This window comes from Ihuprevotella massiliensis, from assembly GCA_900095835.1.
GTDB classification, from domain to species: Bacteria; Bacteroidota; Bacteroidia; order Bacteroidales; family Bacteroidaceae; genus Alloprevotella; species Alloprevotella massiliensis.
The window spans coordinates 2105377-2127196 of the sequence record LT608321.1; the positions used below are offsets into that span (position 1 = coordinate 2105377).

Consider the following 21820-nt stretch of genomic DNA (forward strand, 5'->3'; position numbering starts at 1 on the left):
AAATCTCGGTAGTGAATATCTGAAATCTACGAAAGTATACGCAGGAATCTTCGAGAAAATACGCAAAAGACTGGATGGAACTGCAGGAAGACCGGAAAAATCACGTCAGCCACTACGAGGGGGCAACTAAAATGAGGTGAGAGAAAGGATGTTCAATGGGATTTTCCCCTTTAGCCTTCAAAAGAAAGTTGCCCAACGAGGGAGATTAGGTGTGGAGTCCTCCGTTGATGTTGATGACTTCGCCCGTGATGTAGGCGGCATCGTCGGAGGCGAGGAAGGCGGTGAGGGCTGCAACTTCGTCGGCTGTGCCGAAGCGGCGAAGCGGAACAAGTTTGCGGAGTTCTTTTTCATCGAGTTCAGCGGTCATGTCGCTGGTGATGAAGCCAGGGGCAATGGCATTGACTGTGATGCCGCGCGGACCAACTTCTTGAGCTAGTGCCTTGGTGGCGCCGATGAGAGCGGCTTTGGCTGCGGAATAATTCACTTGTCCTGCCAAACCTTTCACACCCGAAAGGGAAGAAATGTTGATGATGCGTCCCTTGCGTTGGGTCATCATGCCTTTGAGCACGCGGCGGGTGAGGTAGAAGAAGCCATTGAGCGTGGTGTCTAGCACGGAGTGCCAGTCGGTGTCGGGCATGAAGATGAGGAGATTGTCGTGGCGGATGCCGGCATTGTTGACCAAAACTTCAATGCTGTCGGAGGGGTGAGCAGTTTCCCAGTTTTCCACAGCGGATTCAATGGCTTGTGGGNGCCCACGACTTCGCAAAGGATGTTGGCACCACGTTGCACGGCACTTTCGTAGCTCTCTACCACCAAGGCAGCAGCACCACCACTGGGGATGAGACCATCGCGCTCGGCATCGAAGGGGCGAGAAGCTCGTTGGGGTTCGTCCATACGTTTGGAGAAAGCTCCCAGTGCGTCGAAGGTTGCCATGGAATAGTGGTTGACTTCTTGCGCGCCGCCGCAAAGGACGAGGTCTTGCAAGCCTTGGCGGATGAGCATATACGCCAAACCGATGGAGTGACTGCCGCTGGCGCAAGCTGCACTCACGGTGAAGTTGATGCCGCGCAGGCGGAAGATGGTGCTGAGGTTCATCGTCACGGTGGAGTTCATGGACTGGAAGATGAATCCACTGCCAAGAAGTGCGCTATCATGCTTGTCGTTCATGATGTTGGCAGCCTCAATCACGGGTTTCGCTGAGGAATCATTGCCAAAGATACAGCCGATTTCGCGACTGTCGAGCATAGCCTCGTCGATGCCTGCCATAGACAATGCCTCGCGCGACGCCATATAGGCAAACTCTCCTTCCTCGGCTAGTCCAGTGCGTAGGCGACGATCGAGCACGCCTTTAAGTTTGGGACGCTCCACTAAGCCGGTGAGGGACGATTGGTAGCCATATTCTGTGCGCAAAGGGTCGATGCCAATGCCGCTTCGTCCTTCGCGCAGGGCTTGAGTGACGGAGGGGCAGTCGGTGCCTAGGCAAGACCAGATGCCGATGCCGGTGATGACGACGCGAGGTTGTGACATAGGGAAGAAGATATTATAGGAATTGAAGAATCAAGAGAAGGTAGGTTGCAGTCTGTACTTCCGTGCGGAATTTAGAAATCTCGGTAGTGAATATCTGAAATCTACGAAAGTATACGCAGGAATCTTCGAGAAAATACGCAAAAGACTGGATGGAACTGCAGGAAGACCGGAAAAATCACGTCAGCCACTACGAGGGGGCAACTAAAATGAGGTGAGAGAAAGGATGTTCAATGGGATTTTCCCCTTTAGCCTTCAAAAGAAAGTTGCCCAACGAGGGAGATTAGGTGTGGAGTCCTCCGTTGATGTTGATGACTTCGCCCGTGATGTAGGCGGCATCGTCGGAGGCGAGGAAGGCGGTGAGGGCTGCAACTTCGTCGGCTGTGCCGAAGCGGCGAAGCGGAACAAGTTTGCGGAGTTCTTTTTCATCGAGTTCAGCGGTCATGTCGCTGGTGATGAAGCCAGGGGCAATGGCATTGACTGTGATGCCGCGCGGACCAACTTCTTGAGCTAGTGCCTTGGTGGCGCCGATGAGAGCGGCTTTGGCTGCGGAATAATTCACTTGTCCTGCCAAACCTTTCACACCCGAAAGGGAAGAAATGTTGATGATGCGTCCCTTGCGTTGGGTCATCATGCCTTTGAGCACGCGGCGGGTGAGGTAGAAGAAGCCATTGAGCGTGGTGTCTAGCACGGAGTGCCAGTCGGTGTCGGGCATGAAGATGAGGAGATTGTCGTGGCGGATGCCGGCATTGTTGACCAAAACTTCAATGCTGTCGGAGGGGTGAGCAGTTTCCCAGTTTTCCACAGCGGATTCAATGGCTTGTGGGTTTGCCATATCGCAAGGGAAGAGTTCGCCAGAACCACCTTGTGCCTCGATAAGTGCGAGTGTTTCGCGTGCGGCAGCTTCGTTGCTGACATAATTGATGAGTATGGACCAGCCGGCTTGCGACAATCGCAAGCAGATGGCGCGACCGATGCCGCGAGAACCGCCAGTGACGAGGGCGTATTGCATGGAGAATAGTTGAGTTCGTGAATAATGGGGCCTGCGTTGTCGCAGAGGAGTATTGCTACATTCCGACATAACGGAGAGGCTCTCCTTTGGGGACAAGCATTATAAAAGCAAAGATACAAAAAAGTGGGGAGTAAAGGTGGCGAATCACTTTTGTTTTTCGAAAAATCTCCATGGTCCTTACGTGAAAGTCTGGTGCTTGGGAGAGAATTTCAGATGCTTAAGAAGGAATTTCAGATATTTGGGAAAGAAAGTATGATGTTCTTTAAGGGAAGTATGATGTATGAGCGTGTCTTTCGCAGCTATGGTCTTGCTTAGTGTGCAGGGCAGTTCCCAAATGACTGATGCATTTGGAAAGACATTGTGAAGGGTGCAAAAAAAGTCGCTCCCAGTCTTGCGACTGAGAGCGACTACTATGAATAACTATGAAAACAAATGTTCGTAGTGATTATTCAGCGATGCAGATAACTACACGGTTGTCGTTGTTCACGCTGAAAGGTTGAACAGTATCACCCTTAGCATCCTTGATGATGCGGTTTGCAGGGATGTTCTTCTTCACGAGTTCGTTGAACACAGCGTTAGCACGTTGCTTAGAAAGACGAGCGTTGATGGTCTTGTTACCAGTACCCTTGTCAGCGTAACCGGTGATAGCCACCTTAGCGTTAGGATTAGCGTTGAGGAAGTCTACCACTTCTTGTACCTTCACCAATTCAGAAGGACGAACCTTTGCAGAGTTGATGAGGAAGAATACGTTGCGAGTGAGAGGTTCTACCTTCACAGGCTCGGGTTTATATTCTTCTGCAACAATAGTAGGAGCAGGAGCAACTTCTTCTACGGGCTCGGGAGCAGGTTGCACAGGTTCAGGAACTGCTATAGCCACGGGCACTGGAGTAGAGAGCTTGCCAAGACGGAAGGTGAAACCACCGAAGAGGTTAGTTTGCCAGTCGAGGTTGTCGCCATCCTTAGAGTTGAAACGGTCGCTAGTAACAGAAGCGAGGGCTTCGATGTTGAAGCTAACGCGCTTGCTGAGACGGAAGTCTACGTTTGCACCGAAACGACCAGACACGAGGTTAAGCGTGTTGCTGTTCCAGATGAGGAGGAGTTCGTGTGGAGAAGCTGCCTTAGCATCGAGAGCTTCCTTGTTGTCGAAGCCATGGATGTAACCAGCACCAACGAAAGCGTTTACAGAAACGCAACGGTTGGGGTTGTAACCTGCGAAGAGGTTAGAGAGGTTGAACATACCATCAAGACCAGCAGTACCATAGTTCCACTTGTAGTGTTGGGGAGTGTGGTCGTAGTCCCAGCCGTTCTTACCTTGCCAGCCGCTAACGTGACCGCGGAGGTTGAAGACAGGAGTAAATTGATAACCGAGGTGAAGACCTGCAGCAGGAGTGATTACGTCACCCAAAGTCTTGTGTTCACCATGAGAATAGCCGATACCACCTTGAAGACCAAGCGTCCAGTGGGGATGGAACTTCTCTTTGGGAGCATCTTGAGCGGCTGCGCTGAGCGAAAATGCAGCAAGGGCAGCAACGAGGATAGATTTGAATTGCATAATATCTTTTTTTGAGTTTGTTGTTCTGATGCGATAGTGGAAAGACGTCCTGAGCAAATACAATGAAAACACTCACTGGTGACAGGGCCACACCTCGGAGGGTGAGTGTCGTGAGTGGTGCTTCAGTGTCTAGACAAAAGGACGGACTTGGAGCGGGAAAGGAGTTTCCTGAGGATACTTACGACAAAACGCTTGACCTTCGGGCAATGGGGCGAACTCAGCTGGTCTGTGCTGGTGTGCCTATTTCTATGGAGGTGCGTTCAAATCGGAGAATATCAGAGGATTTCACCTATCGCTGTACTGTCTTTTGCGTGCAAAGGTAGTTGTTTTTGCTATATGCCCCAATGTTTTTACAGAAAAAAACGTATTTCGTGGCAATAATATAGCAAAATTGCACGTTATAGCCGAAAAAATCGCGGTTTTTTCCGCGGTTTTTTCAACTTATTTTTTTCGCACTACGCGATATCTGTTTATTTTCCTGCGAGAGAGGGGTCGTTTTTCACCAACCATTCAGCGATTTGCACGGCATTGAGTGCTGCGCCTTTCTTGATTTGGTCGCTCACCAACCAGAGGGTTAAGCCATTGGGGTGGGCGAGGTCTTTGCGGATACGCCCAACGAAGACGTCGTCGCAGCTTTCGAGCAGCAAAGGCATGGGATATTGGCGCTCTGCAGGATTGTCGAGCAAGGTGAGACCTTCGCCGTTTGCGATAGCTTCACGCGCTGCCTCCACAGTGATGGGGCTTTCTGTTTCCAACCAAATGGACTCTGCGTGGTTGCGCATTGTTGGCACGCGCACGCAAGTAGCGCTCACCTCGATGTCACTGTGCATAATTTTGCGCGTCTCGTTGTACATCTTCATCTCCTCCTTCGTATATCCGTTGTCGCAGAATACATCGATTTGAGGAATTACGTTGTAGGCAAGTTGGTAAGCGAACTTCTCCACGTGAGGTTCTTCGCCATTAGCCAGCGCTTTTTGTTGAGCCACGAGTTCATCCATAGCTGCTTGTCCAGCGCCAGAAGCCGATTGGTAGCTCGAAACGTGCACACGGCGGATATGGCTCAAGCGTTCGATGGCTTGTAAAGCTACGACCATCATGATGGTGGTGCAGTTGGGATTGGCGATGATGCCGCGAGGGCGTACGAGGGCATCAGTAGCGTTGCATTCGGGCACTACGAGGGGCACATCTTCATCCATGCGGAAAGCGCTAGAGTTGTCGATCATCACAGCGCCATACTTGGTGATGTCTTCGGCAAACTCCTTTGAAGTGCCGGCACCAGCACTAGTAAATGCGATGTCGATGTCTTTGAAATCATCTGTACCATGGCACAATTCGCGCACTTTGATTTCTTCGCCGCGGAAAGAGTAGGAAGTTCCAGCACTTCGTTTCGAACCGAAGAGACGAAGTTCTTCGATAGGGAAATTGCGCTCGGCCAATGTGCGCAAAAATTCTTGACCTACGGCACCACTGGCGCCCACGATGGCTACTTTCATTGTTGCGAATAAAGATGAGGAAGAAGGGAAGGATGAAGTGGCTTATACAATATATATAGGCATACGCTTCACATTTTTGTGTACTTCTTCCGTGAGAATTTATTGTTTTATGCTGCAAAAGTATCAATTTATCTTCAGAAATCGTGCTTAGTCTGCCATTTTTTTTGTTCCTTTGCTGCAAAACGTATAGTTTGCAGTGTATAATCTTGCAATCTTATCAGTGAATATGCCAAAACCCTCCATTGTCCTTTATGCTGCTTCCCACCGAACCCCTCATCACTAACCCCACATGGATTGTGCTCGTCGTGTTGGGCTTGATTCTTTTCACACCGATGGTGCTCGAACGGCTCAAAATTCCCTCCATCGTGGGCCTCATTGTGGCGGGGATGCTCGTAGGGCCGCATGGGGTCTACCTGCTTTCGCGCGATGCCTCCTTTGAAATCTTCGGCAAGGTGGGACTTTACTACATCATGTTCTTGGCATCGCTCGGCATGAACCTTACCGACGTGCAACGTTATCGGTGGGGCGCGCTGGCTTTTGGCTCTATCTCCTTTGCACTTCCCATGGCGCTCGGCTTTCTTGCCAATCGCTGGGGATTGGGTTTGAGTTTACCTGCTGCGGTGCTCGTGGCTGCCATGTATTCTGGACACACTCTGCTCACCTATCCCCTAGTGATGCGGTGGGGCTTGGCACGTCATCGCTCGGTCGGCATGGCGGTGGGCGGAACTATCCTTACCAATGTCCTGACCCTCGTAGTGCTCGCCGTGGTGGGTGGAATGTTCAAGCCCGATGGTGGAGATTTCAACGTGTGGCACCTATTGGGGCGCGTGGCTCTCGTCACTGCCGGACTGTTTTTGTTGATGCCCTCGCTGGCGCGTTGGTTTTTCCGTCGTTTCGATGAGGGAGTGGTGCAATATGTCTTCGTGCTCGTCCTGGTCTTCTTGGGAGCTGGGCTCATGGAATGGGCTGGAATGGAAGGGCTTCTCGGTGCCTTCCTCGTGGGCATCGTGCTCAATCGCGAAATCCCTGCTGTGGGACCGCTGATGCAGCGCATCGAGTTTGTGGGAAATGCCCTCTTCATTCCCTATTTCCTCATTGGGGTAGGCATGATTATCAATCTGCACGCCATCCTCTCGGGTTGGCACATCGCCGCCATGGCTTTGGCAATGATCATTGTCGGAACGGCGGGCAAACTTCTCGCAGCGCAGTTGGTGGGACGGGCTTTGCAATTTTCCGCCACTGAGAGGAACATGGTGGGCGGACTGAGCACCGCGCGCGCGGCTTCGGCACTGGCGATTGCCATGGTGGGATATGAAATCATTTTGCCCGACGGAAAGCATCTGCTCAACGAAGATGTGGTAGGTGCTGCCATGATGCTCATCTTGGGATCGTGCATCATTGCCTCCGCGCTCACGGAGCGTGCTGCTCGCCAACTCATGCTTTCGGGTGCCACGCTCGCCACTTCTGCCGAAAACGAAGAGAAAGACTCGCTCGTGGTGGCTTTGGCAAATCCGCGCATGGTGATTCCCATGACCAATATGGCGTTGATGCTGCGCAGTGCGTCGGCAACTTCGCAACTCACTGCCGTGAGCGTGGTGCTCTCTGACGATGCCGAAGAGCGTGCTGTCGCACAGCAAGGTCTGGACTACGCAGCGAAAATGGCGGCTACGGTGGGAGTGCGCATGCAAACTCATTGCCGCCGCTCGGTGAATGCCGTGACGGGCATCGTGCACACGGCAGGAGAGCACGAGGCTTCCGACATATTGATTGGGCTTCATCAGAAGAAATCCATCTCTGCCACCTTCTTTGGCAAGTTTGCCACCGACCTTTTCGAAGCGGCTTCGCAGCAAATTATGGTCTATCGTCCCTTGGTGCCCATCCACTCTTTGCGCCGTATGCACATCGTCGTGCCTCGAAGTGGCGAATACGATCCCGGTTTCCGCCATTGGGCTACGCGTCTTGCCACCCTCTCGGTGCAGTTGTCGTGCCGCATCTCGGTCTATGGTGCACCGGAGACGATGGAGGCGCTGCGCAAGATTTGGGAATCGTCGAAACAAAAGCCTGAGGTGGAATATCACGACTTCACTTCGTGGGATGACCTTCTCCCTTTGGCTTCTCGCCTGCGTTCCGACCACCTGGCGGTCTTCATCTCTGCCCGTCGTGGTATGCCGTCGCACCACCGCTATCTCGACCAACTTCCCATGCAAATCGAACGCTATTTCTCCATGCGTAGTTGGATGATTGTCCTTCCCAAAATAGATGCTAGGCATTAGACTTTAGACGTTAGAAATTAGACGTTAGAGATATGCTGTGGCACTTTGGTGATAAGCTGTTATAACTTAGTACTCGAGGAATTTGCACTCCAAAAGAAGTTGCCCCAAAATGCAAGGAAAGGACGAGAAAATCCGACTGTGCCAACTGACAAATCCGCCCCTTGTAAGACTATAGTTGGAGAGTTCACGGCAAAAAGTCCGACGTTTCTCAAAAAACGTTGGACTTTTTCCAAAAAACGTGGGAGATTTTCTGAAAAACGTCGGAGTTTTTTTTAAAAACGTGGGAGATTTTTTTTCGCCCTCGCCTTGCACCTTGTCGAAAGACGTAGAAATGATGTGGAAAGGCTTGATTTTCAGTATCAATTCTCCAAGGCTCAATGGTTAACTTCCCATCTCTAACGACTAACGTCCCATTTCTAACGTCTACTCTCTAGCGTCTAACATTATTTTGCAGGTAAAAATCGTTTGCGATGCTTGGTTTCCCAAAAAGGAATTTGTAATTTTGCCCTAGACATAACACTCCCCTTCATGCAAGAAAAAGAGGTCTACGAATATCTCACCGCACACGGCGTGAAAGCCTCCGTGCAGCGCGTGGCGGTGATGCAATATCTACTGCAACAGATGGGACATCCCACCGTAGACGAGATTTATCAAGCCTTGGTGGACCACATTCCTACGCTATCCAAGACTACCGTTTACAACACCCTCCGCCTACTCATGGAGCATGGCGTGGTGCGTATGCTCACCATCGACGGCAAAAATGCCAATTTCGATGGGGTGACGGAGCCGCATGCCCACTTTCTTTGCCATAAATGTGGGAGAATCTTCAACATAGAGTCGCCGTCCGACTTGCTGGCTGCGCCACCTTCTGCACCGAAAGGCTTTACGATCGAGACTGCCGATTTGTATTATCGGGGCGTATGTTCCGACTGTTTGGCACAACAAGACACATGACCAATAAAAAAGATGGAGCCTTGCGCCCCATCTTTTGTTGTTGATAGCCCCACCTTCGGAGCGACATCGCCCATCGTGGGCAAAGCGTTGCCAACCGTGGCTTATCCCAAACCCAGTAACACCTCACGGTCTAATGACCGATAGGGGATTATCCCAGTTGCAAAGCGATGCAGGCACACGCCTCGGCATCGGCGAGCGCGTGGTGGTGATGCGTCAAATCATAGCCGCACTCCGCAGCCACTGTGTGGAGTTGGTGATTTTCCAGTAGTGGAAAGGCCTTGCGCGCCATCTGCAAGGTGTCGAAAAAGAGATAATCTGGATAGTCCATCTGATAAACACGGAAGGCGGCTTTCAAACAGCCTTCGTCAAAGCGGCTATTGTGCGCCACCAAAGGCAAATCGCCAATGAGGGGAGCAATTTCTTCCCACACTTTACTGAAAACTTCCGCGTTGTCCGTGTCCTTGGCAGACAATCCATGGACGCGCGTGTTGTGGTAGCAATAATAATTAGGCTCAGGCTGGATGAGAGCATAGTGCTTTTGTACAATTTCTCCATGGCGCACCACCACGATGCCCACAGAACAAACGCTACTGCGGACATTATTGGCAGTTTCAAAGTCGATGGCTACAAAATCTTGCATAGTTGTGAGGAGGAAATAGAGTGATTTTCGCGAGTGTCAAGCACCCATCACGACAAAGGTAGGAAGTAATTTTCAAAAATAGCCTTGCTCCGTTGGGAAATCTCTGTTGGTGAGGACGAAATCTCCCTGGCTTTGCAAGAAAAAAGCCTACAATATGCCACCACCTCCCGAGAAATGAGTAAATTCGCAGAAACAACTATAGATTAACTGGCTTGAAAGCAGATAACCTCCACATGATATCTCTTAGAAATATCCATAAATCCTTTGGCAACCTCGAAGTGCTCAAAGGCATAGATCTCGACATCCAGAAAGGCGAGATGGTGAGTATCGTAGGTCCTTCGGGAGCGGGTAAGACCACGCTCCTGCAAATCATGGGCACGCTCGATCGTCCCAACGAAGGCACGCTGACGATAGCCAACACCGATGTGACCCGCCTATCGTCTTCTGCGCTTTCACACTTCAGAAATACCCACATCGGCTTCATTTTTCAGTTTCATCAGCTCCTTCCTGAGTTCACTGCGCTCGAAAATGTCATGATGCCTGCTCTCATCGCTGGGACTTCCAAGCGTGCCGCTCGCGAACGTGCCACTCAGCTCTTGGCTTATATGGGACTGGAAGATCGGGCGGAGCACAAGCCCGCTGCGCTTTCTGGTGGCGAAAAACAGCGTGTGGCGGCTGCACGTGCCTTGATGAATGAGCCAGACATCATCTTTGCCGACGAGCCCACGGGATCGCTTGACTCAAAAAATCGTGCGGAACTGCAGGAACTCTTTTTCCAACTGCGTCGTGACCTCGGACAAACCTTTGTCATTGTCACACACGATGAGACTTTTGCACAGCAATGCGACCGCTGCATCCACATGGTCGATGGCAGAATCTCGGATGAAGCCACCACTGAAGTGCAGCAGACCAGTGAAGCATCCTTAGAGGCGGACGAAGATAACCATACTTCTACAGATACCGAAGCAACCGCCGCGCTGCACCTTACTGCCCCTATGTCAGACTATCCCCTTAACCTTGCTGAATAATCTCAACTTATCATGATTAACATCGGACAATTCAACACCCTCACCATCACGCGCTTCACCGATCATGGGGCTTATGTGGATGGGGGTGAAGTGGGAGAAATCCTTGTGCCCAAGGCCTATGTGACAAAGTCCATGCGTCCGGGCGATACGCTCGAACTTTTTGTCTATCTCGACCAATCGGAACGCCTCGTTGCTACCACGGAGCAGCCGCTTGCCACGGTGGGCGACTTTGCTTATCTCGAAGTGGCGTGGGTGAATGAGCATGGTGCTTTCCTGAATTGGGGAGTGATGAAAGATCTCTTTGTGCCGTTTCGTCAGCAAAAGCGCACTATGGAGGTGGGAGAAAGCTACATTGTCTTCGTGGATATCGACGAAGAGACCGGTCGCCTCATGGCTACTGCGAAGATTGACAAACATCTCTATCCCGCTCGCGAACATTTTTACCATCGCGGCGAAGAGGTGGATCTTCTTGTTTGGCAGCGCACGGAATTAGGGCTGAAGGTGATTGTAGACAATCGCCATGCCGGATTGGTATATAACGACCAACTCTTTGCACCCGAACCTAAGACGGGTGATCGCCTGCGCGGTACGGTGGTGAATGTTCGTCCCGATGGGCGCATCGATGTGTCGTTACAGCGATTGGGCAAGAGTCGCTTCCGCGATTTTGCCGAGGTGCTCTACGAAGAACTCCAAGCGGCTCCCGAAGGCTTCCTACCTTTCACCGACAAATCTTCGTCCGACGACATCTCCGCTCGTTTTGGCGTGTCCAAAAAGACCTTCAAGCGCGCAGTCGGTACGCTCTATCGCGAAAAGAAAATCATACTCGAAGAGGGCGGTATTCGCAAGGCATAATTTATCATTTATGAGGGTGACGGCTGAATTTCAGACATCACCTCTGTCGAGTCCAACAAAAAAGCTGGGACTATCCGTGAAGGGTAGTCCCAGCTTTGATTTTATGGCTTTGCTTCTGGGAGTAATTCATCGTTGCTTCGGGAGATACAACTTTGTTCTACGAGAGAGGAAATTGTGTTCTACGAGAGATGTAATTGAGCTCTCTGCAAGATGAATATGGGGATGCTCCGAGGTTTGCGGTTGCGGATATTAGATACCAGCAGACACGTTGAGTGCTTGAAGCACGTAGCGTGCGATGAGCAGACCAGAAACAATGTAGAGGGTGATAGACACTTGGCTGAAACGGCCAGTAAGCACCTTGACGAGGGTGTAGCTGATGAGACCGAGTGCCATACCTTCTGCGATGTTATAGGTCAAGACCATGGTGAGCACGGTGATGAAGCTAGGAAGAGCCTCAGAGATGTCGAGGAGATCCACGTCTTTAATTGAGCTCAACATCAACACACCTACCAATACAAGTGCACCGGTTGTGGCAGCAGAGGGGATGAGCAAGAAGAGAGGAGAGAGGAAAAGTGCGAGGAGGAAGAAGAAAGCTGTGGAGAGAGCAGTCATACCTGTGCGACCACCTTCAGCGATACCCGCAGAACTTTCTACGAAAGTCGTAACGGTGGAAGTTCCGCACATAGCACCAACGCTAGTTGCCACGGCGTCTGCCATCATTGCGCCCTTGATGTTCTTCACATTGCCAGCTTCGTCCATCATTTCTGTGTTGGCTGCAGCGCCGATAAGAGTACCGATGGTGTTGAAGATGTCGATGAATACGAGCACGAGGATGGTAAGAATCATGTCGCCACTGAGCACTTTAGAGAAGTCCATTTGCAAGAAGGTGGGAGCGATGGACTGAGGCATAGACACGGGAGAAAAACTTTCGCCAATGTTTGTTACACCCAAGGGGATACCAATCAGCGTGCAGATGATGATGCTATAGAAGAGTGCACCACGCACACGGAGCTTCATGAGTACACCGCTGAGGATGATGCCCAAGCAAGCCACAGAAGAAGTGGCATTGAAGTGACCGAGTGACACGAAAGTGGCTTCATTCGCCACGATAATGCCAGAGTTCTTCAAACCTACAAAAGCAATGAAGAAGCCGATACCAGCGGAGATGGCGAAACGCAGACTTTTGGGGATGCAATTCACGATGTGCTCGCGCACATTAAGGGCGGTGAGGACAATAAATATGATACCCTCGATGAAAACTGCGGCAAGTGACTGTTGCCATGTGTAGCCCATGGTGAGACAAAGGGTGAATGCGAAGAAAGCATTGATACCCATGCCAGGAGCTTGTGCGAAGGGCAACTTAGCCATAAAGGCGATGAGCAGTGTACCAATGGCAGAAGCCAACGCGGTTGCGGTGAAGACTGCGCCCTTATCCATGCCAGTGGCAGAGAGAATGTCGGGGTTTACGGCAAGAATGTAGCCCATGGTGAGGAAGGTGGTGAGACCTGCCATCAACTCCGTGCGGAGATTGTACTTGGTGGGATCGAAGCCCACGAGACGATAAAGGAATTGCATACGAGAAGTATGGTTGATTGGTAGATGAATAATCCTGAGTTTGCGGCTGCTGAGCATAGATGCTCCAGATGGAGGGAGAGTGTTGCCCCATGAAAATGGGAGAGTGCTACCGAATGAAGGGAGGTTTTCCCAAGGGGTAGGTTTTCTTCCCAATAAAGTAGGACAGTGCTCAGCCGGTGGCAGACATTTAGGAGAGAAAATCAGCAGCATTCCTGAATGACTCACGAAGAGCAGAGCAGGAATGCTGATGAAAAAGTATAGAAAATAGGAGAAGTGAGAAAGGGACCTAAGCTCGTGTTGGCGAGATTAGAAGGTCCACTTCACAGCAAGCGTAGGATTCACGATGAGCTTGTCGGTCACTGCGAAGTTATGGCTGATTTCCCACTCAGTACCTACGCTGAGGTTGAAGTTGGGGTCCACACCTTTCACCTTGTTAAGGTTGAGCCAAAGCTGAGGTTCGGTGATGAACACGAGGTTGCTCTTGCCGTCTACGAAGCTACGGTCGCTCCAAAGGTCAGCAAAACCGCTAGTAGTGAGCAAGCCACCTGCGAAGTTGTAGTACCAAGTTCCGGTGAGCTGCCAAGAAGCAGGGTTGGTCTTCTTGTCCAAGTACTTGAACATAGGAGTAACCGTGAAGCCACCTTGATAGTCCTTGCGGTTCCAAGCGTAGGTAAGACCTGCGAGGTAAGAGTGACCATAGGTAGTGCTATAGTTCAAACCTCCGTCATACTCGATGTGAGCAAGGAAGGGAGATTTGCCAAGCTTGAACTCGCGAGAGATTTCCCAGTAAGCAGATTGGATACCAATGCGACGATAGTTCATGTCGACAAAGAAGAAAGTGTTACCCCACTTGTCTGCGCGGAACATTTCTACGGTAGTAGTGATCAAAGGACGAGGCTCATCACCTACATTTTGTTCAGAGTACATGGCACGACCAAAGTCGTAGTGCACTTGCACATTCTGAGCTTGTGCAGCGATGCCTGCAGTGAGGACGAAAGCCGCAAGGAGGAAAAGTTTACGGAACATATTAAAGTTGTAATTAGAAATTTGTCTTTTTATAGAGCTTTGCGGAAGGAGGTCTGTCGTCCGTCGCTCTATTATTTGGTCTTGTTGTGTTCGGGTTCGGGAGTCTCCATACGGTCTTCCTCACGTTCTGGGAGAACGAGGTTGAGAATCACGGCAATGACAGCGGAGAGACCGATGCCCGCGAGGGAGAAACTACCCCAAGACAGGGCTGCACCGCCGATACCTGTGGTGAGGGTGACAGAGATAATCACCACGTTGCGCGAAGAAGCCAGATTCACCTTGCTGTGGAGCAAACTAGAAATGCCTGCGCCTGCGATTGTGCCAAAGAGCAACAACATGATACCGCCGAGGATGGCTTGGTCGATGCTGCGAAGAAGGGCGCTCACCTTGCCGATGAGAGAGAACACAATACCCGTTACTGCTGCAATGCGGAACACCACAGGAGCAGTAATCTTGGTAAGAGACATCGCGCCTGTCACTTCGGAATACGTGGTCACGGGAGGTCCACCCACGAGGGCTGCGAAGACGCAAGCCAAACCGTCGCCGAGCATGGTGCGATGAAGACCAGGGTCTTTCACGAAGTTCTTACCCACCACATTGTTCACCACATAAACGTCGCCGATATGTTCGATAACGGGCGCAATCGCTACGGGAATCATGTAGATAATAGGCTCCCATGAGAAAGAACTGGGCCAGTGGATTTGAGGAAGAGCGAACCAAGCGGCATCGCTGATGAGCTTAAAGTCCACGCCATCGCTGAGGCCTACGCCAACAAGCAGGAGGTCTGCCACGTAACCCACGAGGATGCCGAGGAAAATGGGGATGAGCTTCAGCATACCTTTCGCATAGAGCGTCACCGCAATCGCAGTGGCGAGGGCGATAAGTGCCAAAAGCCAGTTGGTCTTCGCCATGTTCACCGCTGCAGGAGCGAGAGAAAGTCCGATGAGCATGATGATAGGTCCGATGACCACTGGAGGAAATAGACGGGAAATGAACTTAGTGCCGAAAGCGCGAATGAGCGCCGACATGGCAAAATAAACGAAGCCCACGCCCAGAAGTCCGAAGAGTGCGCCTTGCAATCCGTAGATTTTCGTCGCACTTACGATGGGTGCAATAAAGGCAAAGCTACTACCGAGAAAAATAGGAACTTTGCCTTTTGTAACAAGGTGGAAAATGAGCGTACCAACGCCTGCCGAGAACAATGCGGTCGAAGGATCGAGACCCACGAGCAGAGGAACGAGCACGGTGGCACCGAAGGCGACAAAGAGAAATTGCATACCTGCAATCACTTTGCGCGTAGGGGTGAGAAGGGGAGTTGTGTTGGACATGTAAGTGTCTTTGATATTGACGATTGAATCGTTAATGGTTTTCGGCTGCAAAAGTACACTTTTTTGTTTATCTGTAAAAGATGCCTAACCCCACTTCCCACAAATTTCTCTCGGCTTTTCGTTGTTTTACTGCATTTATTCACACTCTGGAAATTTATAATCTGCGATTTGATAACTATACATGGCGATTTTCTTCGATTTTTGCCAACGAAGACCAAAAACAAACGCAAGGGGCACTTTGATTTCATGGAGCCGCGAACCAGTTCTTGGCAAAGTAGCCACAAGCCCCTCCGTGATGTCGCGCTGCCCTGTCCCCGATGGTGGGCGATAAGTCGGGTGGGTGGACAATAAAAAGTGCAATGCCCTCCGAAAAAAGGGGCATTGCACTTTACGCATAATATATAATAGGTGTGGGAGAAGCCTCCTACGCCTTCTGCTTCTTTCGCCACCAGTTGAGGACCAAAGCCGCAGATAGTCCCACAAAGGCTAGTAAGATGAGCGACATCTCTACGAGGTGGTGAAGCGGATCCACCCAGATTTCGTTGAAAACATTCATGCGTCCTAGAATTTCTACGGGAGTCCAAATCACAATCACCGTGGCGATGGCGAAACGAAGGGCACGTCCCCACTCGCGAATACGCACCAAACGGCGCAACATATAGACGCCGCCCACCGCGCATCCGAGACCTATCGCCAAACTCACGGGATGATGGTCGCCCAAAAAGACAGGATCGTAGCAAAACATGAGCAAAAGGTAGCAACTCCACATGATGAGGTTGAATTCCATGAACGTCACGATGGAGACGTGACGAGTCATCGGGCGGAATACCATCTTGTTTTTATTGCGACTAAAGAGATGTTTTTGCACCCAATTGAGAAAATCGCAGCCACTTCGGATGCTAAAGACATAAATCAACATGAACATCGCCCAAAAACCGAAGCTACTGGGCATAATCAAGTATTCTGGGCGAGTGAGCACCAAGTCTTTCACCCACGGTTCGCGGAGGTCGTTGACGATTCGTCCATTGATGTGCATCATCGTCGAAGAAACACCATCCACATACGTGGTGGTCGTGCTCACCACTCCGTGCGCCAGTTCGGGATGTGTGCCAAATCGTTGGGCATAATACAAGAGGAGAAACTCCACCCACCCAGTCCAGAAGAGCAAAGCTCCGATGAGACCGAAAATCGTTTGGCGAGTGTCGCCTTCTGCAAAGACACCGCGCACTGCCAACAGGAGACCCACAAAGCCCATGCCAAAGGCGGCGAAGTGAAGTGGAGTAGGGGGCAAGAAATGCTCCATCATGATCATCATGCCATGACCGAGGGGCATGAGAAAAAGCACGAGAAGGAAGGAAAGAATACCTTTCATCAGAGGTAGATTTATACGTTAAAGAAATAGGGAGTTCCGTTGGTGTTCCGATTTTCTCTCTTCCCGTCATAGGGATTTGCAAGGGAAGAGAGGAGGCGGTACAACATTTTATGCCTGCATCTGCCTTAGGCAAAATCAACTGCTGCCACAAAAATACAACAAAATCTTTAGATTGTGGAGCTATAACGTTTAGAATTGTTGCCCCCCCAATCGGTCATTAACGGTCTGATGACCGATTGGGAATGATTTGGATTCGATTTCTATCCTCGTTTTCTCCTCCGAAATGTGAAATGATAGGGGGATATTTGCCTGCTTCGTCAAAAAATAGTATTTTTGCTGTGGAAGTGAAAAGATAGAATGTCGAAACACCCTGTCGGGCTATGGCATGAAGGGGCAGAGCACCTGCGAGGTGCACGTTGCTTTTCCCTCAGTTTTGAGGCATCACTTCCCAAGCATTGAGTGCGCAACAACGGAGCGGAAAACCTGCGTTCTGCGAGGGAGAGAAGAAAATCTCCTACGTTTGAAAAAAAACTCCCACGTTTTCTGAAAAATCTCCGACATTTTTTGGAAAAAGTCCAACGTTTTTTGAGAAATCTCCCACGTTTTTTCTGAAACGTCCGACATTCTTTCTCAAAGCTCCGATTTTTAAGGGTAAAATCACCCAGACTGCGCGCTTCACACTCAGACGCAAAGGCGAAAAAAGCCGTGGACAAGTTGCGAAACAATGGCTTGCCGCGCTGCGCTCTCCATTTGCGCTGGTGCCATTCTCAAACATTATTCACAAACTAACTATATGAAGTCACTGTCTCTGACCACACTCTGTCTGCTGGCTACGTTGTCCGCTGGTGCGCAAACCTTGGCTCCCTTCGACAAAAGCCACGTTGCCGCCTTCGGTTTGAACAGTCCAGCCGACACCTCCCTACGTTATGCGCCAGAAGTGGCAAACGCCTACACGGCATTCGAACAACCGCTCTTCGCCACTTTGGCAGACATGGTGCCTTATCGCATTCCTGCCATCGCAGTTACGCCAAAAGGCACGCTCATCGCCGTGAGTGACTATCGTCCCTGCGGAGGTGACATCGGTTTTGGTCGGGTAGACCTGCGCTATCGTTTGTCGAACGACAACGGACATACGTGGTCGCCACAGTATGTCTTGGCACAAGGCGATGGCGTTACCGGCAGTCGCAAGTGCGGCTATGGCGATGCTGCCATCGTAGCCGACCGTAAGAGCAACGAAGTGGTGGTAGTTTGTGTCACCGGCAACACCGTGTATGGCCATGGCACTACGACACGCCAGAATCCCAACCGCGTGGCAGTGCTCCACAGCACGGATGGCGGCCGCACTTGGTCGCATCCTGCCGAAATCACAGAGGCAATTTATGGCTTGTTCGACCAAAGTCAGCTCGGTCCTGTGGCTTCTCTCTTCTTCGGAAGTGGTCGCATCTGTCAGAGCAGTCGCATCAAGGTGGGCAGATACTACCGTCTCTATGCTGCCCTCTGCGCACGTCCTGGTGGCAACCGCGTGGTTTATTCCGACGACTTCGGACGCACCTGGCACGCGCTCGGCAGCATCCACACCTCGCCTGCGCCAAAAGGTGACGAACCTAAGGTGGAAGAACTCCCCAATGGCGACGTAGTGCTCTCTAGTCGCGCTTATGGTGGCAGATATTTCAATGTGTTCCACTACATGTCGCACAAGAATGCCACTGGCACTTGGGAAAATGACGCGGTGCACTCGGCAGAAGTGACAGGCGGCGTGAAGGCGCTGCAAAATAGCACCAACGGTGAAATCCTCATCGTCCCAGCGGTGGAGCGCGCCACGGGCAAGAAGGTGCCCCTCGCTCTGCAGTCTGTGCCCCTCGGTCCTGGACGCGCCAACGTAGGTGTCTATTACAAGGCGCTCTCATCGGAGAGTGACTACAACACTGCTAAGGGGTTTGCCCAAAACTGGAGCGGACCTTTCCAAGTGTCCACCAATCTCAGTGCCTACAGCACCATGGTGCAGCAGCAAGATGGCCGCATTGCCTTCTTCTATGAGGAAGAAACTTATGGCAAAGGCTTGAGCTACACTAATATGTACCGACCTCTCACCTTAGAACAAATCACGGGCGGCAAGTTTTCTCCCGTTTCCACCAAAAAAGCGAATAAGAAGAGAGTGCCCAATCGCTAATCTCTGACGCGATTTTCCCACTTCTCTCCTTTCATACTCGGCACAGCGCGTTGGCTCTCGTAAGTGATTGCCTGCGGCGTGCCACAACACTCTGAACACTGAGCAAAGGTGCAATCTCATTGTGCCTTTGCTTTGACACATAAGACAAGCATTCAGCTCATGGCTCTCCAAATTTACAACACTCTTTCTCGCACCAAAGAAGTCTTCAAACCCATTCACGAAGGCCGCGTAGGCATGTATGTGTGTGGTCCCACCGTCTATGGCGATGCCCACCTCGGACACGCGCGCCCTGCCATCACCTTCGACCTCCTCTTCCGTTACTTCAAACACCTGGGATATGCCGTGCGCTATGTCCGCAACATCACCGATGTGGGCCATTTAGAGCACGATGCTGACGAGGGTGAGGACAAGATTGCGAAGAAAGCTCGATTGGATCAACTCGAACCCATGGAGGTAGCGCAGTATTATACCAATCGTTTTAATGCGGCAATGGTACAACTCAATGTGCTTCCTCCCTCCATCGAACCTCATGCCACGGGACACATCATCGAACAAATCGAACTGGTGAAGCAAATTCTCGCAGCAGGTTATGCCTACGAAAGCAATGGTTCGGTGTATTTCGACGTGGTGAAGTACAACGAAGACTATAAATATGGTATTCTTTCGGGACGTAACCTCGAGGAAGTGCGTGATGCTAGCCGCGAACTCGATGGTGTGGGCGAAAAACGCCATCAAGTGGACTTTGCCCTTTGGAAGAAAGCCAGCCCAGCTCATATCATGCGCTGGCCCTCTCCGTGGGGCGATGGATTCCCTGGTTGGCACTGTGAGTGCACAGCCATGGGCCGCAAATATCTTGGCGAGGAATTCGACATTCATGGCGGTGGTATGGACTTGATGTTCCCACACCATGAGTGCGAAATCGCACAATCGCAAGCCTCACAAGGACATGCCATGGTGCACTACTGGATGCACAACAACATGATTACTATTGCCGGTAAGAAAATGGGCAAGAGCTACAACAATTTTATCACCCTCGATGAGTTCTTCTCGGGCAATCATGAATTGCTCTCCCAGCCTTTCTCACCGATGACCATCCGTTTCTTCATCCTTCAGGCACACTATCGCTCCACACTCGACTTTAGCAACGATGCTCTCATAGCTTCGCAAAAGGGACTCGAGCGTTTGATGGATGCCCTCCGTGCGCTCGATCGCATCACTCCCGTGGCAGAAGGCGAAACGCCTAAGGGCGAAGTGGTGACTGCGGAGTGGGTGGCAGATTTGCGCCAGCGTTGCTATGATGCGATGGACGATGATTTGAACAGTCCCATCGTTATCTCCTATCTCTTCGAGGCTTGCCGCACCATCAACTCATTGGCTGACGGAAAAATGGCGATTGCTGCCGAAACCCTTGCGGCACTCCGCGAGGTGTTCCACACGTTCTGCTTCGACATCCTCGGTCTCACCGCTGAAGAAGGCGGAAATGCTGCGCGTGAGGCCGCTTTCTCTTCTGCCATCGACCTACTTCTTGAGGTGCGCGCTAAGGCAAAAGCCAACAAAGACTGGGCAACGAGCGACCAAATTCGCGACCAACTCGCTGCTCTCGGCTTTGCTGTGAAGGACACCAAGGACGGTGCCACCTGGAAACTCGAACGATAATCCACATTCTTACTCTGGAGCACTCCGACTTCTTGGGGTGCTCTGAGTTTTCCCAACCCCTTGAGGTGGCATAACCCCCAGAACATCATGTCAGATTTCCCACATACTTCGCCCTCAAACGGAATTTCTTCCCATTCACACGGAGGTCCCTCCCCTGCACACGGAGATGCTCGCGCGGGTAATGGAGAGACTCGTGTTGTAAGCGGACTTTCCAGCGATGCAAATGGACTTTCCAGCGCCACGCAGGCAGAAGACGAGCGTTGGATGCGACGTTGTCTCCAACTTGCCCGGCAAGGCGAACTCACTGCTGCGCCAAATCCCATGGTGGGTGCTGTGATTGTGCATGGATCGGGCGCAGATGCCCGCATACTTGGCGAAGGTTACCACGTGCGTCCTGGCGAAGGTCATGCCGAAGTCCATGCGTTTCGCTCCGTGCGTCCCGAAGATCGTCCCCTCCTCTCCGAGAGCACCATCTATGTCAGCCTAGAGCCCTGCGCACACTATGGACGCACTCCACCGTGCTCCGCCCTGATTATCCAAAATCGTGTGAAGCGTTGCGTCATCGGTTCGGAAGATCCCTTCCGCAAAGTCCGTGGTCGTGGCATCATCATGCTACAAGAAGCGGGAGTTGACGTAACGGTGGGCGTGCTGCGCGAGGAGTGCATCTATCTTAATCGCAAATTCTTCTGCCAAAACGTGCTGCGCCGTCCCTTTATCACCCTCAAATGGGCTGCCACCTCCGATGGATTTATCGACCGCTCGCGGAGTCTGGACGAAAATGGCGAAGTGTCCGCAGCACCGCTCCGACTTTCTTCCCCCTCGTCCCTATTGCGCGTGCATCACTTCAGAGCCACGCACCAAGCCATCTTAGTGGGGCGCAAGACTTTCCAACTTGATGCCCCAAAACTCAATGTTCGCTGCTGGCCAGGCGCATCGCCGCTCCGCTGTGTCCTAGGTGGTGTGGACGAACGTGCGCTTTCTGCCGGATTTCAAGCCTATGCCGATATTGACTCCTTGTTAGAAGGCTTGCGTCGCGATGGAGTGCAGTCGCTCTTTGTCGAAGGGGGACAAGCCACCCTCCAAAGTTTCATAGAGCGCGACCTGTGGGATGAGGCGTGGGAAGAGATTTCTCCGCAGCGCATAGGCGAAGGTGTGCCTGCTCCCACGATGCCACGCGCTTTCACTCCCCAAGTGGAGGAGCACTTCGGTCGTACCTATCGTCACTGGCTCAGCCCTGTTTTGGCGAAAAACTATGTGGATTTCTAGCCCCTCCCCATTGATTCTAGCCTTTCTCTCTGACGATTGCTCGTCAATCTCCGTACGTTGCCAGTACATTTCCTAGCCATCCTGTTGGCAACTCCTCTA

At 51.5% G+C, this 21820-nt stretch carries 15 protein-coding genes and 2 pseudogenes; 7 read left to right on the plus strand and 10 right to left on the minus strand.

Annotated features, from left to right (window positions below; all coding sequences use genetic code 11):
- Nucleotides 1-205: 205 nt before the first annotated feature.
- The 5 genes and pseudogenes from BQ2633_RS08495 to BQ2633_RS08520 form a co-directional block, all read right to left on the minus strand.
- A pseudogene (locus BQ2633_RS08495) lies at nucleotides 206-748 on the minus strand (SDR family oxidoreductase); the annotation flags it as partial.
- 2 nt (nucleotides 749-750) lie between these two features.
- A pseudogene (locus BQ2633_RS08500) lies at nucleotides 751-1527 on the minus strand (beta-ketoacyl-[acyl-carrier-protein] synthase family protein); the annotation flags it as partial.
- Between the two features lie 280 nt (nucleotides 1528-1807).
- On the minus strand, nucleotides 1808-2536 hold the full coding sequence (gene flxB / locus BQ2633_RS08505; RefSeq protein WP_075566462.1) for a flexirubin biosynthesis SDR family reductase FlxB: 729 nt from the start codon (nucleotides 2534-2536) through the stop codon (nucleotides 1808-1810).
- A 445-nt stretch (nucleotides 2537-2981) separates the two neighbouring features.
- Nucleotides 2982-4088, minus strand: coding sequence for an OmpA family protein (locus BQ2633_RS08515; protein WP_075566466.1), 1107 nt, complete (start codon nucleotides 4086-4088; stop codon nucleotides 2982-2984).
- A 470-nt stretch (nucleotides 4089-4558) separates the two neighbouring features.
- On the minus strand, nucleotides 4559-5581 hold the full coding sequence (locus BQ2633_RS08520; RefSeq protein WP_075566468.1) for an aspartate-semialdehyde dehydrogenase: 1023 nt from the start codon (nucleotides 5579-5581) through the stop codon (nucleotides 4559-4561).
- Between the two features lie 251 nt (nucleotides 5582-5832).
- Here BQ2633_RS08520 and BQ2633_RS08525 point away from each other — a divergent pair, with 251 nt between their 5' ends.
- Nucleotides 5833-7854, plus strand: coding sequence for a cation:proton antiporter (locus tag BQ2633_RS08525; RefSeq protein ID WP_075566470.1), 2022 nt, complete (start codon nucleotides 5833-5835; stop codon nucleotides 7852-7854).
- A gap of 528 nt (nucleotides 7855-8382) precedes the next feature.
- Nucleotides 8383-8808 carry a Fur family transcriptional regulator gene (locus BQ2633_RS08530; protein WP_075566472.1) on the plus strand — a complete coding sequence of 142 codons (426 nt, stop codon included), beginning with the start codon at nucleotides 8383-8385 and terminating at the stop codon, nucleotides 8806-8808.
- Nucleotides 8809-8956: 148 nt separating this feature from the next.
- On the opposite strand, the gene BQ2633_RS08535 is transcribed toward BQ2633_RS08530, so the two are convergent.
- Nucleotides 8957-9448: a 3'-5' exonuclease gene (locus BQ2633_RS08535; protein ID WP_075566474.1), complete on the minus strand. Its 492-nt coding sequence runs from the start codon at nucleotides 9446-9448 to the stop codon at nucleotides 8957-8959.
- 233 nt (nucleotides 9449-9681) lie between these two features.
- Here BQ2633_RS08535 and BQ2633_RS08540 point away from each other — a divergent pair, with 233 nt between their 5' ends.
- Together BQ2633_RS08540 and BQ2633_RS08545 are read left to right on the plus strand one after the other, a co-directional pair.
- Nucleotides 9682-10476, plus strand: a complete 795-nt coding sequence (locus BQ2633_RS08540) for an ABC transporter ATP-binding protein (protein ID WP_075567326.1) — start codon at nucleotides 9682-9684, stop codon at nucleotides 10474-10476.
- Between the two features lie 12 nt (nucleotides 10477-10488).
- Nucleotides 10489-11328: a CvfB family protein gene (locus BQ2633_RS08545; protein WP_075566476.1), complete on the plus strand. Its 840-nt coding sequence runs from the start codon at nucleotides 10489-10491 to the stop codon at nucleotides 11326-11328.
- Between the two features lie 249 nt (nucleotides 11329-11577).
- Here the strand turns inward: BQ2633_RS08545 and BQ2633_RS08550 are convergent, their stop codons facing one another.
- From BQ2633_RS08550 to BQ2633_RS08565, 4 genes are all read right to left on the minus strand, one after another.
- Nucleotides 11578-12903: an NCS2 family permease gene (locus tag BQ2633_RS08550; protein WP_075566478.1), complete on the minus strand. Its 1326-nt coding sequence runs from the start codon at nucleotides 12901-12903 to the stop codon at nucleotides 11578-11580.
- 306 nt (nucleotides 12904-13209) lie between these two features.
- Entirely contained in the window at nucleotides 13210-13929 is a 720-nt protein-coding gene (locus tag BQ2633_RS08555) for a nucleoside-specific channel-forming Tsx family protein (RefSeq protein WP_075566479.1), read from the minus strand.
- 71 nt (nucleotides 13930-14000) lie between these two features.
- A complete protein-coding gene (locus tag BQ2633_RS08560; protein ID WP_075566481.1) occupies nucleotides 14001-15257 on the minus strand; it encodes a uracil-xanthine permease family protein in 1257 nt (418 codons plus the stop codon).
- A gap of 424 nt (nucleotides 15258-15681) precedes the next feature.
- The gene (locus tag BQ2633_RS08565; protein WP_075566483.1) at nucleotides 15682-16629 is read right to left on the minus strand and encodes a hypothetical protein; all 948 of its coding nucleotides are present in this window, start codon (nucleotides 16627-16629) and stop codon (nucleotides 15682-15684) included.
- A gap of 793 nt (nucleotides 16630-17422) precedes the next feature.
- On the opposite strand from BQ2633_RS08565, the gene BQ2633_RS08575 reads away from it, so the two are divergent.
- The 3 genes from BQ2633_RS08575 to ribD all read left to right on the plus strand — a co-directional run bounded on the left by BQ2633_RS08575 (nucleotide 17423) and on the right by ribD (nucleotide 21721).
- Nucleotides 17423-18799, plus strand: coding sequence for an exo-alpha-sialidase (locus tag BQ2633_RS08575; protein WP_083234066.1), 1377 nt, complete (start codon nucleotides 17423-17425; stop codon nucleotides 18797-18799).
- Nucleotides 18800-18958: 159 nt separating this feature from the next.
- A complete protein-coding gene (gene cysS / locus BQ2633_RS08580) occupies nucleotides 18959-20455 on the plus strand; it encodes a cysteine--tRNA ligase (protein ID WP_075566486.1) in 1497 nt (498 codons plus the stop codon).
- 87 nt (nucleotides 20456-20542) lie between these two features.
- A complete protein-coding gene (ribD, locus tag BQ2633_RS08585) occupies nucleotides 20543-21721 on the plus strand; it encodes a bifunctional diaminohydroxyphosphoribosylaminopyrimidine deaminase/5-amino-6-(5-phosphoribosylamino)uracil reductase RibD (protein WP_346048473.1) in 1179 nt (392 codons plus the stop codon).
- Nucleotides 21722-21820 lie beyond the last annotated feature (99 nt).